The following is a 12190-nucleotide window of genomic DNA, read 5'->3' on the forward strand; positions in this document are numbered from 1 at the left end:
TCAATATACCTCTTCGTTCTTTACGTTTTTCATTACGATAAATGATGTTAGTTAATAGTTTAGTTTAAATGCCTTTCGAAGGAGCGAAAGGCATTTTTTGTTTTAAAGCAAGATAGTTGACTGGTTATGATGAACGGGCCGACAACATCATCCAATCACTAGTAAGAAGCGGTTTTGGTTTAAGGCAACTTAAAGGCAACAAGAAAAGCGGCATACCAGAATCAAATCTGGATCTTGCCGCTTTCGCATGTTAGTAGAGTCGAGCGGAAAAAATTCGACCTTTTATGATGATATACGTGCGGTAATGGATGCAAAAGGCCTGTATAAAAATAATTTCTCTTCTAACAAGTCTTTCCAAACAATAAACCATTTTATGATCATTTGTTTAATCATATACGATGCGACCAAGTTGTTCAGGATTAGTTTCGAGATATAAGGCGATCAGGTTGGTTAATCATGAGCGGACATTAATGTATTGGCAAATAGGGCAACGTATTTTTGAAGAAGAGCAACAAGGGAAAGACCGGGCGGATTATGGTAATTACCTCACTAAATTTATTGCTGATCAATTAGAGCCGGAGTATGGCAGCGGATTCTCAAAACGGCAAATAGAATTATTTCGCCAGTTTTACCGCACATTCCCAATTGCGAATACACTGTATTCACAATTGAGCTGGAGCCAATATAAAGTTATCATCAGGCTTGGATCACCAGCTCACCGGTGGTATCACTTTTCTTTTCCCGCCCACAAAAGTGATAAAGCCCAGTTTCCCTTGTTCGTAAGCATCGGCAGTTGCATTTATCTGCGCGTGGCTACTCATCGCGTAGTTGCTACCACTTCTACATTAGATTCCTTCTGATCATCACTTTTATTGATAATTTGATTTTTTAACCAGCCGCCCAATATCTTTGATCCATATTTTCCGGCCATCGGTTTCCAAAATGCCTTCTTCTTTAAACTCCTTTAACAGGCGGATCACGTTTTCCTGTGCGATCCCGGCCAAACTGGCCAGATCCATCCTGGAGATATTTAAAATAATCTCTTGTTCACCGGATCCTTCATCCTTAAACTTTTCCCTTAACACGATCAGCGCAATGGCAAGCCGTTCCGTCGCGGTTCTTTGCGAAATCACAGAAATACCATTGGCCAGCACACTAAACTCATGGCTCAATGTTTTCAATAAACGACGGGTAAAAAGCGGCGATTTATCCAGAATAGTTAAAAAATCTTCTTTAGGAATAAAACTAACCAGGCTATCTTCTAATGTGGCGGCAGAATCAGGGCAACGTTCTTCCGCTAATACCGCATGGTACCCGATCAGTTCGCCTTTGTTGGCTACATAGATGATCTGCTCCCTGCCACTCCTGTCAACCTTATATTTTTTTATCTTCCCCTGATGGATAAAATAAATACCAGAAGGCACAACACCTTCCTTGAAAATAATTTCCCCTTTTTGATATTTCTGCGCTCCCTGCCGGGAGATCAAAAAGTTATAATCTTCTTCTGAGAGGGTATTAAGAACAGACTGTGTTGTGAATTCCCATTTGTCAATCGGAAAAATTCCAGATAGGCTCATGTTACAAAGATACGAATTTATTGAAGCCTGTTTTAATGGCTGCTGCATGAGCCAAAATGAAACTCGCCGGGAAGATATAAAGCTCCTGTTTATTGGCAAAAACTGATAAATATCAGCCCGTATACTGATGTCATACCATGCCATTGCCGCTGCTATAGATCTAAATTTGTATACGATGAAAGATGATCCGTTTTCGCCTCTGCCACTCGGTACTCGGGATCAAATCAACCCAGAGATAATCCGATCACCGAAAAACAACCTCATCAATAAACGCTTATTCAGCGACGACACGGAATTTGACTGGCTTTATCCTGAACATTTTCAATTACTATCGCTCAAACATTTCACACCGTTGCCTATTGCCCAAAAAGCTGCTGAATTCCTGTCTTTACCAAACACCAGGGTGCTTGATATTGGTAGTGGCGCTGGTAAATTCTGCCTGACTGCGGGTTATCATTTCCCAAAAACTTTTTTTTACGGAGTTGAGCAAAGACATGAATTGCATTATTTGGCAGAAAGCATCAAAAGATATACAGACTTGCCCAATGTGAATTTCATTTACGGTAATGTCACCCAGATCAATTTTAAAGAGTTTGATCACTTCTATTTTTATAATGCATTCCACGAGAATATTGATCAAATGTACCAAATTGATAATACCATCGAATTATCAGAGGGCCTATATAACTACTACACCCAATACCTTCATATGGCGCTAAGCGCAAAACCTTCAGGAACGCGCCTGGTCACCTTCCAGAGTTTAGAACAAGAGATCCCGCCGGACTATAGACTGGCAGATGTTTCCAATGACACTTTACTAAAAATGTGGATCAAAGAATAGTCCAAATGAATGTGCTCAAATTTTTAACCACTCCCTTCAGGAGTTTTGAAACTGATAAAAAAGACAGCAGAATGCTCCATGATACTTTAAGTCCGTCCCTTTTTCGTAAAGACCATGTTTTTGATGAGCTGTACCCTGAGCATATCCAGGCATTATCAGCCATGCACTGGACCTCGGTTGACATCTCCAAAAGAGCGGGAGAGTTCCTGGCCATCCCAAACGCCAAAGTATTGGACATCGGGAGCGGAGTCGGAAAGTTCTGCCTGGTGGCCGGTTTTTTCCATCCGGAAACGACATTTTACGGTATTGAACAGCGGAACGAACTATTTACTTTCGCAGAAATAGCCAGGGAAGAGATTGATTTACCCAATGTGAATTTCATTCATGGTAACCTGACCGAGCTGGATTTTGATGATTATGATCACTTTTATTTTTATAATCCTTTTTATGAAAATATCGAACCCGATAGCAGGATCGATTATGCAGTAAAAACATCCTTTGAGCTTTATGATCGCTATAGCCAGTTTGTTTATGAAATGCTGGACAAAAAGCCGCCGGAAACAAGGCTGGTGACATTCCATGGCGCTGATAGCCAGGTTCCGCCAGGTTACAAGTTGGTCAGTAATTCCTATAGCAGGTTTCTGAAAATGTGGATCAAGGAATGAGTTCCTGGACCGGCATAGTAATTCAAGGGTTTATAAAAGAAGCACCGCATTGATAAAATAAATAATGGGAAGAACATCAAAATCATGGGCCATGCTGCACGCCAAATGCCCGCGCTGCCGCAGGGGGAATATGTTTGAGGGGGCCACGTACAGCTTTGGTTCCAATAAGATCAATCTGAATTGTCCACATTGTCAGATGGTCTTTGAGATCGAGCCGGGCTATTTCTATGCGGCGATGTATGTGAGCTATGCCATGAATGTAGCTGAGGGGGGATTTTTATGGGTAGCCACGTTCCTGATCACCCATAATAACGACTCACCCTGGCTATATCTTGCCGCCATCCTGGGCGGCCTGTTGGTCCTTTCACCCCTGAATTTCCGGTACTCCCGTGTGATATTGCTTTACTGGCTGTCACCCAAGGTACATTATCACCCCGAACTGGATACAGACACGCCAGTTGACGGGAATAAATATAAATGGTTTAAATAATGAGCAGTATGACAAATTTGTTCCGGCCAAAACTGATCGATACCCTTAAAAATTACACAAGGGTACAATTTTATAAAGATGTTGTTGCCGGTATAATTGTAGGTATTGTGGCCTTACCTTTAGCTATAGCTTTCGCTATAGCCTCTGGTGTATCACCGGAAAAAGGAATTTTTACCGCTATAATTGCTGGGCTCGTTATATCCGCTTTGGGAGGTAGTCGGGTACAGATCGGTGGACCAACGGGGGCTTTTATCGTCATCGTTTATGGCATCGTCCAACAGTTTGGTGTCAGCGGCTTAGTTATCTCCACTTTTATGGCCGGAATACTCCTGGTCATCATGGGCGTGGTCAAATTGGGCAATACCATCAAATACATTCCATATCCCCTGATCATTGGTTTTACCACCGGGATCGCTGTTATCATTTTCTCCTCCGAGATCAAAGACTTTTTAGGTTTGAAAATGGGAAGCGTTCCTGCTGATTTTATCAGCAAGTGGATAACATACGGTCAGCACCTGGCCTCGGTGAATCTATATGCCTTGTTCATCGGGGTTTTTACCGTACTGGTTGTTTTGCTGTGGCCCAAAATAACGCACAAAGTTCCGGGATCGTTAATAGCCATTATCATTACCACTTTTGTTGTTAATTTTTTCCAACTTCCCGTAGAAACCATTGGCAGCCGCTTTGGGGCGATCCCATCGTCTTTACCACGCCCGGTTATTCCCGGTGTCAGCCTGGCAACCGTTCAGCAATTGATCAGGCCAGCTTTTACCATCGCATTGCTGGGCAGTATTGAGTCATTATTATCAGCGGTTGTTGCAGATGGTATGATCGGCGGGACTCACCGGTCTAATACGGAACTGATCGCCCAGGGATTCGCGAATATCTGCTCTTCCATTTTTGGAGGCATACCTGCCACCGGTGCGATTGCAAGAACAGCCACTAATGTTAAAAACGGTGGGCGAACACCCATTGCGGGTATCATCCATGCCGTCACCCTGCTCCTGATTATGCTTTTTGTAGGTAAATGGGCAGCACTGATCCCGATGGCAACACTTGCAGGGATATTGATCATGGTCGCCTGGAACATGAGTGAACTGGAGAATTTTATTGCTGTATTTAAAGGGTCTAAAAGTGATGCCGCCGTTTTACTGACCACTTTTGGACTGACCGTACTGGTGGACCTGACCGTAGCTATTGAAATTGGAATGATCCTGGCTGCCTTTCTGTTTATGCGCAAAATGATGCAAACAAGCTCGGTACAGCAGGCCGTTTTTTCCGCAGATCAGTTACCTGACCGGGAACTTAACCCGGAAGTTATTCCAGTGGGGGTTGATGTATTTGAGATCAACGGCCCCTTGTTTTTTGGTGCGGCCTATAAATTTAAAGACGCTATGAAAGTGCTGGAGAAGCCGGCCAGGGTATTGATCATCAGGATGGGGAACGTACCTGTTATTGACGCGACCGGTATCCGGGTATTGCGGGATGTCCATCAGGAAATAAAAAAGAAAGGAACAAAACTCATCCTTTCTGAGGTGAATAGTGAACAGGTAATGGGGGAGTTAAAAAGAGCGCGTTTGTTATTTCAAATAGGGAAAGGCAATACCAGTGACACGTTTGAAAAAGCTTTAAAACGGGCGAACGACGTTTTATCAGAAGCGATCATTTACCAAATGCATAAATAGCACAACATGATTTATCCTCAAAGGCACCGGCCACTATAATTCCTGAGCTTAAATAGGATAGCGCAGGGTCACAGCCCTGCTAATGGCCAGGATCAATCCGGGTTCCAGAGAGCAATTCTCTTCAGTGGCTTTCTCTATCCACAATTTATTTTCATTCAGGATAAGGGTGTAGCTTTTACCATCTAAAAGAATTTCAATGGTAAGGCTCCTTTTACTTGGGGCAGAGATAATATAATAGCTATAGTCTTGCTGATTATAATTTACACGTAAAGGAAATCCGATCATAGGTAAATAGAAATTAGGTTAAATCGTTGTGTATATAAACGAGGAATAGCAGTCACAAGAACCCCGACACAAATATTTATCGGGAATGCCTGTTGGCGATATGGTTTAGTGACTGACACGATTGCTTGTTAAAAGGGCTCGTCAAATAATTCATTAAACAGATGACTTTCTCTATAGGTTACTTTTCCGGCTATAGCCCCTTTTTTATTGAGTGACAAGATCACTATAAAATCGTCTCTCCTGACCGATGGTAAAAGTTTAAGTAATTCAGCTATGGTTTTATCTTTACTTATACTTGTCCCTGCTTTTAAAGCGCATACTTTTACAAAGTTGGCAGCGATTCCGCATAACAGATCCAAATTAAAATTACAGGCTATATAGGGAGGATCAAAAATAAACCCGACTTTATGCAGATCATAACCTATAAAGAAATGATTATTGATCCTACTGCCTTTTTTTAATAAACTCATCAGGTTTTTTGATATCCGGTTCTTGTCATCTCCTTCAATGACTTCAGTTTCCCCGTAGTCAAAAGTACTTCAAACTCCACCCGCTATAGGAATAAAATATCAGCTCCAATACTGATATTTATCAGTTTGTGTTACCCGTCAAGCACTTGAATCACCATCATAAAATAAGCCCGGTCAAAACTGACCGGGCTTATTTTCCCAAAACAATTTTTAAACTATTATTGATTGTTTTTCTTTTCTGTTACTTCTTTACGAATATCCGTTGCAATAACTTTTAATTGTTGCATGGCATTTCTAAGCCTTGTTCCCGCCGCTTTGTTGCCTTTTTCGTAAAAACTGACCACGTCGCTTTCTACAGAAGCCACCAGGTCTTTTACCGATTTGAATTTTTCCATATGTTTTTATTAAGTAAATAAATGATGTTTGTTTTTCGTTCCTTCTTGAAAACAAACACGTAAAACGAAGCTTTTTCAGTATAAGTAGCTTTTCTGATGATCTCATAGATTAATCAGTAAATCGTATATTCCTATCGCAGGGGTTGAACCAACCCGCTTACTCTTTGACCCACATTTTCAAAACCCTGCTATAGGAATTGTCCATTAATCGATAACTGGCCGGAATTTGTTTATCCGGTGCATGAAAGGTTACCAGTTTGGTACCGGCCGGTTTCTTGTTCAGCATCTCGTAAATGAACAGGGTATAATAGTTATACAATTCAAACGAGGTCCTGACCGTATAATCAATCCGGCTTCCCGGTTCTATATTTTCATAAAAAGGGTTATAAAAATAAAAATGATCAAACAGGTCGTAATCCAGGTCCGTAAGGTTACCGTGGATAAACTCAACATTCGGTACCCCAACCTGCTCTTTAGCTATTTGGGCATGATGGAACAGTTCTTCCCGCTGTTCAACGCCGTAAAAAGTGGCTTCCGGATGATATACACCGGCAGCAATACAAAATTTACCTACGCCGCTGCCGATATCCAGTATCCTGTCGCCCGGGGCTGCCAGGAAATTGCTGGCTTCCAGGGAAACATCCAGGGCGGTCCAGTGCATTTGGGATAATTCACGTATGTGCCGGGGGTATAAGGTATCGAAGGCGGCGTCTTTGCGGAAATAGGAAATATTTAAGGTATCGCTATACATTTAAAAAAGGAGTGTTAGGTTTTATTTAAGTTTTGAGTTTAAATGGGTAATTATTCTTTGATCCAAAATTTAAGCAAGGAATTATGAGACTGGCCCGTCATCCTGTAACCAGGTGGAATAACCTCGCCGAGGCTTTGGTAGGTTACTACCCTGGTTCCTTCCGGTTTCTCGCTTAACACGCCCTTTAGATACACCGAATAATACGTGTAGAGACTGTAGGAGGTATCTATACTATCGTCGATCGCGTTCACCTGGTCTATATTCTCAAAAAAAGAATTATAGAAATAGAAATGATCAAACTCACGAAAATTAACCTGGGTAATATTGGCATGCAGGAAATCGACATTGGTAATGCCCAGGTATTTTTTGACGGTCCTGGCATAATGGACCAGTTCGTGCCGCTGCTCTACCCCGAAATAAAAAGAATCAGGATAAAAGTGTGCCGCAGTCAGGCAGAATTTTCCGATACCACTACCCACATCCAGGATTTTTGCATCTTTTACAGCTAAATATTCAGCAGCTTTTTTGGCAATGGCAACAGGTGTCCACTGCTTTAGGGACATCAATTGAAAATGTTCAGGATAAAGCCAGTCAAATTCCGCATCATTACGGAAGAAACAGTCATTAGGATTTTTTTTTCTGAAAGGTACAATAGTACCATGCTGCCGCTCTTCCGGCTCTGGTGGGAATGATGAAAATGGATATAGAGTAAGCACTTGCAAATATATCTACCCCTACAGCGGCTTTTACCTGCAAGAAATCAATGAGGGAGGTGATATTTATCAGTTTTTACCTGGTTATAACCTCGTGATGTGCTTGATTTAACAGGATTTCTGAGTAAACTGATGATAATGCGAAGTTGCCACATCCCGGTATAGGGTTGAATACAGGGGCGATTTCAGACAACCATCATTTCGCCCCTTTTCGATATTGTAAGATAGGAAATGTTTTAGTGCTGTTTCCTTACAAATTTGGTAAGGATAATGATAGTTTGTCCTTCGATCTTGCCTTCGATCTGCCCGCTATTATCTTCTACAAGTTTTATATTCTTTACTACCGTGCCCATTTTGGCATTGAGCGAGCTACCCTTCACATCAAGCGACTTAATAAGCACCACGCTATCGCCAGCCTGTAATACCTGTCCGTTACAATCTTTGTGCAGATCTACATTGCTATCGTTTTCATGATCACCGGCAGCTTTGGCCCAGGCCAGTTGTGCATCGTCCAGATACATCATATCCAGGCTGTCTGTAGCCCAGCTTTCCTGCCGCAGGCGGTTAAGCATCCTCCAGCTCATTACCTGTACCGCAGGGACCTCGCTCCACATGCAGACGGTTAAGCAATTCCAGTGATTACTATCCAACACTTCCTTTTTTTCTACCTGGGCGAGACATTTACCACAGAGCAGGATACTGTTAGCTGCGTTACTGCTATCTTGAGGAGGTATTTCATATACAGAAAGATCTGTAGCGGATATACATAGTTCACATTGGTTATTGCTCCGCCCGCGTAATTGCTCCTCTAAATTCATCGTTATGTTGCTGTTAAAAATGGGCGCAAAGATAATCATTTTGCTTTTAGCCAGATACACCGCCATATTCTGGTGTAGTAAGCGGCGCTGTTATCGTCGTTTACAAGTAGCTTATTTGTTTGAAATACTTAGAATAATATCCTTAAAAATGGCGTAAACATCGCTGCCTTTTCGATTATGGGTACTACTTGACGACATTTGATAAAATATATGTCATTTACAGGCTGGACGAAATATAATCATAGCGTTAATCTTCATTAATCCGCCCGGCTGAACTTATTTCGATACGCTAAAGGCGTGAGACCAGCCACCTTTTTAAAGATCAGGCGAAATGCCTTCACATCTGTGTAGCCCACTGTATACATAACCTCGTTAACATTTTTGCGGCCAGCTTCCAGGTCGCGTTTCGCCGCTTCCATCTTGACGCGTTGGATATAATCCACAGGTGAGACTTTGGTCGCCCGTTTAAAACGCCGTGAGAAATTGATCCGGTTCATCGCGCAACGATCCGCCAGGAAATCCACTGTTACTTTTTCTTCGATATGACGCTCAATATAATCCTGCACCGATCTGATCTCGTCGTCGGAGTGTTCTTTCAACCCCTCAAACACGATAAACGGCGATTGCGAGTTTCGTTCAATATCTATCTGTAAAACCTTGGCACAATAAAGCGCCGCTTCCCGGCCGTTGTACTTCTCCACCAAGTATAGCATCAGGTTCAGGCTCGACTGCGCGCCACCAGCCGTATATAACCCTTTATGATCAGTAATGATCTTATGCATCGCTAAATTCAATTCAGGAAACAAACAGCGAAAAGCCGCTTCTGCCTTCCAATGCGTGGAACAGGGCTGTCCTTTAAGCAAGCCCGTCGCTGCTAATAAAAACGCCCCTGTGCATAAACTCGCCACTTCCGCTCCCTGTTTATACTGCTGGGTAACCCAATCCAATGCCTCCCGGCTACTGTTGATCGCGAAGTTATCCCTCGTGTCGAAACTGGGCAAAATGATGACATCCGTCTTTTCTACTTCACTAATATGCTGTACACCCTGGAGGGAAAAAGAAACGTTAAGTAAAGGCTGTTGTAAATTTACGCCTGCTAATTGTATTGTATAGTATGGCTGCTGTCCCTGGTTCACATAAAACTCGTTCGCCTTTTGCAGTACCTCGATAGCTCCGAACAAGCAACTGGGCTTGAGCACGCCATCCGCCATTAAAAATGTTACTTGTTTCATAGCGCAATTTACGTTTGATCAGTTGCACAAACAACCCCTTAAGTTGTTAAATATACACCCCTTAAAGGTTAAAACTAACGCATAGGTTTGTTTTAACTATAACAACATTTAAACAGCAACCCATGGGAAAGATTATCAGCCTCATCAATACCACACCAGACGGCTTTGTCGACAGCCAGTATGTTAACGCCGATGCCGAGTTTCATGAATTCGTACACACCCTGTTAGCCGATACACAGACCGTCGCCTTCGGCCGTAACAGTTTTGAACTGTTCCAGCAGGTTTGGCCCGCTGTCCTGCAAAAGGAGGGCGCACCCGAATCACAAGTGCGCATGGCCAAAACCCTGACCGATAAACCTAAACATGTGTATTCCTCAACGCTCGAAACAACCACCTGGAACAACTCCAGTATTGTCAGCACCATAGACGAAAGCCAGATCGGTCAGTACAAACAGGGCAATCAAAAAGGCCTGCTTACCATTGGGAGTCCCGGTCTGGTGGCCAACCTCACCCGGCTCCATCTGGTAGAAGATTATTATTTCTGCATCCAGCCCCTGATTGCCGGTGCCGGTAATACCCGTCTGTTTGATAAGCTGAGGTTAGAAGGCCGCCAGCCTTTAAAACTGATAGCTACCCAACAATTAAAAACGGGTGTCCTTATTATTCATTATCAACGGTAAAATCCGTGTTTTGGCGGAGCGCGTAGAAACAATCAAGGCCGAATTCCGCAGCTCCCCCAATATTAAAAAAAGCGTGACAAATGTCGACTCCAATTTGTGTCATATAGCCTCGTTTCGGGTATCCTTATGTACTCACTTTTCTTCAGGTACCCGGACTTACCGGTATAACACCCAGCCAGTTCAAAGCTTCAGAAAAAAATGGTAGAAAAGGAATAGATAAAATCAGACCTTAAGATTTGCACCTGCAATAGGATATAAAATTTTACCACAATTATATAAAAATAGCCTATAGAGCTTTCTTAATTTAGCACCGTGAAAAAGATAGCAGTCATATTACTCACCCTGATCTACTCAGCATCTGTTTATGGAGTTACCATAAACAAGTTTTATTGCTGTGGTAAATTAGCCGATGTAACCCTTTCTGCTGCTTCCTCACCCAAAATGGACAGCAAGGCTGGTAACAGCGATTGCTGCAAAACCATTAAAACAAACATTAAAGTAATTGATATTCATCAAATAACGGAATAGTTTGCCCTTTTTAAGCACTAAATGCGAAAGTGTCGGATCACTTACCATCCTCTCAATTTCCAGTTCAATAGTATCCTACTTCATAGGCGCCAATAAAGGGTTTGATCAATACATGCTGGTCGCGGGATTAACCATAATGTTGAGACAGCATGTTAGTATTTTGCTTCTTTTTTTAGAAAAAATGCCGAACTTATAATAAGATTTATCCACTGTCCATATGAAATCAGCTTACTTATATGTCCGTGTTAGTACAGACGAACAAAAAAGAAAAGGTTATTCCTTGCCAGAGCAGGAGGATCGGCTATTAAAATATTGCGACTATAACGATATAGAAGTTAAAGGGATCTATCGGGAAGACTTTTCGGCAAAGAACTTTAACCGACCCGAGTGGAAGAAACTTGTATCGTCGATTAAGAAGGAGCGGCCCAAAGAAGAAAAGAATATCCTGTTTGTCAAATGGGACAGGTTTAGTCGCAACATTCAGTATGCCTATGAGATGATCGGCATATTGCGGAAACACAATACCAAGGCAATGGCCATCGACCAGCCGGTCGATCTCGATATTCCGGAGAGCTCGGTGATGCTTGCCGTCTACCTTTCGGTTCCGAAAGCGGAAAACACCAGGCGCGCATTGAATACCGCAAACGGAATGCGGAGAGCAAGACAGATGGGCAGGTATCCTAACAAGGCCCCAATAGGTTTTGTAAATCTGACGACTGTGGACGGGAAAAAAATTATAGCACTCAAGCAGCCCGAAGCGGGCATTATCAGGTGGATATTTCATCAACTCGCAAAAAATATATACAAGATCTCAGAGGTCAGAAGAATGGCCCTTGACAAGGGGTTCTTATGCTCACCGTCAAATTTTTCCAAGCTTATCCGTAATCCGGTCTACTGTGGCCTGATTTCGGTAACGCTGAGCTCTGAAGAACGGCAGATGATTAAGGGGAACCATGAGCCGTTGATCTCAGTGTCGACTTTTTATGAGGTGCAAAATATCATAAATACAAAGAGAAAGGTTTCAAGTAGAACGGACGAGCTAAGGCCACATTTTTCCTGA

16 protein-coding genes are annotated in these 12190 nt (G+C 42.5%); 8 read left to right on the forward strand and 8 right to left on the reverse strand.

The window, feature by feature from the left end; genetic code table 11:
- Positions 1-398: 398 nt before the first annotated feature.
- Positions 399-860 carry a DUF1016 N-terminal domain-containing protein gene (locus tag AC1DRQ_RS09930; RefSeq protein ID WP_477424042.1) on the forward strand — a complete coding sequence of 154 codons (462 nt, stop codon included), beginning with the start codon at positions 399-401 and terminating at the stop codon, positions 858-860.
- Positions 861-869: 9 nt separating this feature from the next.
- Here the strand turns inward: AC1DRQ_RS09930 and AC1DRQ_RS09935 are convergent, their stop codons facing one another.
- On the reverse strand, positions 870-1577 hold the full coding sequence (locus tag AC1DRQ_RS09935; RefSeq protein ID WP_477424044.1) for a Crp/Fnr family transcriptional regulator: 708 nt from the start codon (positions 1575-1577) through the stop codon (positions 870-872).
- A gap of 175 nt (positions 1578-1752) precedes the next feature.
- Between AC1DRQ_RS09935 and AC1DRQ_RS09940 the strand changes: the two genes are divergently transcribed.
- The 4 genes from AC1DRQ_RS09940 to AC1DRQ_RS09955 all read left to right on the forward strand — a co-directional run bounded on the left by AC1DRQ_RS09940 (position 1753) and on the right by AC1DRQ_RS09955 (position 5258).
- Positions 1753-2418: a methyltransferase domain-containing protein gene (locus tag AC1DRQ_RS09940; RefSeq protein ID WP_477424046.1), complete on the forward strand. Its 666-nt coding sequence runs from the start codon at positions 1753-1755 to the stop codon at positions 2416-2418.
- Between the two features lie 5 nt (positions 2419-2423).
- A complete protein-coding gene (locus AC1DRQ_RS09945; protein ID WP_477424047.1) occupies positions 2424-3083 on the forward strand; it encodes a methyltransferase domain-containing protein in 660 nt (219 codons plus the stop codon).
- A gap of 64 nt (positions 3084-3147) precedes the next feature.
- Entirely contained in the window at positions 3148-3573 is a 426-nt protein-coding gene (locus AC1DRQ_RS09950) for a DUF983 domain-containing protein (protein WP_477424049.1), read from the forward strand.
- A gap of 8 nt (positions 3574-3581) precedes the next feature.
- Positions 3582-5258: a SulP family inorganic anion transporter gene (locus tag AC1DRQ_RS09955; RefSeq protein WP_477424051.1), complete on the forward strand. Its 1677-nt coding sequence runs from the start codon at positions 3582-3584 to the stop codon at positions 5256-5258.
- Between the two features lie 48 nt (positions 5259-5306).
- Here the strand turns inward: AC1DRQ_RS09955 and AC1DRQ_RS09960 are convergent, their stop codons facing one another.
- The 7 genes from AC1DRQ_RS09960 to AC1DRQ_RS09990 form a co-directional block, all read right to left on the reverse strand.
- Positions 5307-5543 carry a hypothetical protein gene (locus tag AC1DRQ_RS09960; RefSeq protein ID WP_477424053.1) on the reverse strand — a complete coding sequence of 79 codons (237 nt, stop codon included), beginning with the start codon at positions 5541-5543 and terminating at the stop codon, positions 5307-5309.
- A 128-nt stretch (positions 5544-5671) separates the two neighbouring features.
- Positions 5672-6013, reverse strand: a complete 342-nt coding sequence (locus AC1DRQ_RS09965; RefSeq protein ID WP_477424054.1) for a hypothetical protein — start codon at positions 6011-6013, stop codon at positions 5672-5674.
- Between the two features lie 218 nt (positions 6014-6231).
- The gene (locus AC1DRQ_RS09970; protein WP_166087356.1) at positions 6232-6408 is read right to left on the reverse strand and encodes a histone H1; all 177 of its coding nucleotides are present in this window, start codon (positions 6406-6408) and stop codon (positions 6232-6234) included.
- Between the two features lie 157 nt (positions 6409-6565).
- The gene (locus tag AC1DRQ_RS09975) at positions 6566-7159 is read right to left on the reverse strand and encodes a class I SAM-dependent methyltransferase (protein ID WP_477424056.1); all 594 of its coding nucleotides are present in this window, start codon (positions 7157-7159) and stop codon (positions 6566-6568) included.
- Between the two features lie 50 nt (positions 7160-7209).
- Positions 7210-7875, reverse strand: a complete 666-nt coding sequence (locus AC1DRQ_RS09980) for a class I SAM-dependent methyltransferase (protein ID WP_477424057.1) — start codon at positions 7873-7875, stop codon at positions 7210-7212.
- A 233-nt stretch (positions 7876-8108) separates the two neighbouring features.
- A complete protein-coding gene (locus AC1DRQ_RS09985) occupies positions 8109-8690 on the reverse strand; it encodes a PhnA domain-containing protein (protein ID WP_477424059.1) in 582 nt (193 codons plus the stop codon).
- A 257-nt stretch (positions 8691-8947) separates the two neighbouring features.
- Positions 8948-9922 (reverse strand): GlxA family transcriptional regulator, encoded by a 975-nt coding sequence (locus tag AC1DRQ_RS09990; protein ID WP_477424061.1) that lies wholly within the window; start codon positions 9920-9922, stop codon positions 8948-8950.
- Positions 9923-10044: 122 nt separating this feature from the next.
- Here AC1DRQ_RS09990 and AC1DRQ_RS09995 point away from each other — a divergent pair, with 122 nt between their 5' ends.
- From AC1DRQ_RS09995 to AC1DRQ_RS10005, 3 genes are all read left to right on the forward strand, one after another.
- Positions 10045-10602 (forward strand): dihydrofolate reductase family protein, encoded by a 558-nt coding sequence (locus tag AC1DRQ_RS09995; protein WP_477424063.1) that lies wholly within the window; start codon positions 10045-10047, stop codon positions 10600-10602.
- A gap of 312 nt (positions 10603-10914) precedes the next feature.
- Positions 10915-11130: an HYC_CC_PP family protein gene (locus tag AC1DRQ_RS10000; protein ID WP_477424065.1), complete on the forward strand. Its 216-nt coding sequence runs from the start codon at positions 10915-10917 to the stop codon at positions 11128-11130.
- Between the two features lie 217 nt (positions 11131-11347).
- On the forward strand, positions 11348-12190 hold the full coding sequence (locus AC1DRQ_RS10005) for a recombinase family protein (protein WP_477424067.1): 843 nt from the start codon (positions 11348-11350) through the stop codon (positions 12188-12190).

Source organism: Mucilaginibacter sp. P4_E8, assembly GCF_056401495.1.

Bases quoted from the DNA above. Each gene is read 5' to 3' on its own strand.
- AC1DRQ_RS09930 (WP_477424042.1), top strand. From the start codon at position 399: ATGCGACCAAGTTGTTCAGGATTAGTTTCGAGATATAAGGCGATCAGG.
- AC1DRQ_RS09935 (WP_477424044.1), bottom strand. From the start codon at position 1,577: ATGAGCCTATCTGGAATTTTTCCGATTGACAAATGGGAATTCACAACA.
- AC1DRQ_RS09940 (WP_477424046.1), top strand. From the start codon at position 1,753: ATGAAAGATGATCCGTTTTCGCCTCTGCCACTCGGTACTCGGGATCAA.
- AC1DRQ_RS09945 (WP_477424047.1), top strand. From the start codon at position 2,424: ATGAATGTGCTCAAATTTTTAACCACTCCCTTCAGGAGTTTTGAAACT.
- AC1DRQ_RS09950 (WP_477424049.1), top strand. From the start codon at position 3,148: ATGGGAAGAACATCAAAATCATGGGCCATGCTGCACGCCAAATGCCCG.
- AC1DRQ_RS09955 (WP_477424051.1), top strand. From the start codon at position 3,582: ATGACAAATTTGTTCCGGCCAAAACTGATCGATACCCTTAAAAATTAC.
- AC1DRQ_RS09960 (WP_477424053.1), bottom strand. From the start codon at position 5,543: ATGATCGGATTTCCTTTACGTGTAAATTATAATCAGCAAGACTATAGC.
- AC1DRQ_RS09965 (WP_477424054.1), bottom strand. From the start codon at position 6,013: ATGAGTTTATTAAAAAAAGGCAGTAGGATCAATAATCATTTCTTTATA.
- AC1DRQ_RS09970 (WP_166087356.1), bottom strand. From the start codon at position 6,408: ATGGAAAAATTCAAATCGGTAAAAGACCTGGTGGCTTCTGTAGAAAGC.
- AC1DRQ_RS09975 (WP_477424056.1), bottom strand. From the start codon at position 7,159: ATGTATAGCGATACCTTAAATATTTCCTATTTCCGCAAAGACGCCGCC.
- AC1DRQ_RS09985 (WP_477424059.1), bottom strand. From the start codon at position 8,690: ATGAATTTAGAGGAGCAATTACGCGGGCGGAGCAATAACCAATGTGAA.
- AC1DRQ_RS09990 (WP_477424061.1), bottom strand. From the start codon at position 9,922: ATGAAACAAGTAACATTTTTAATGGCGGATGGCGTGCTCAAGCCCAGT.
- AC1DRQ_RS09995 (WP_477424063.1), top strand. From the start codon at position 10,045: ATGGGAAAGATTATCAGCCTCATCAATACCACACCAGACGGCTTTGTC.
- AC1DRQ_RS10005 (WP_477424067.1), top strand. From the start codon at position 11,348: ATGAAATCAGCTTACTTATATGTCCGTGTTAGTACAGACGAACAAAAA.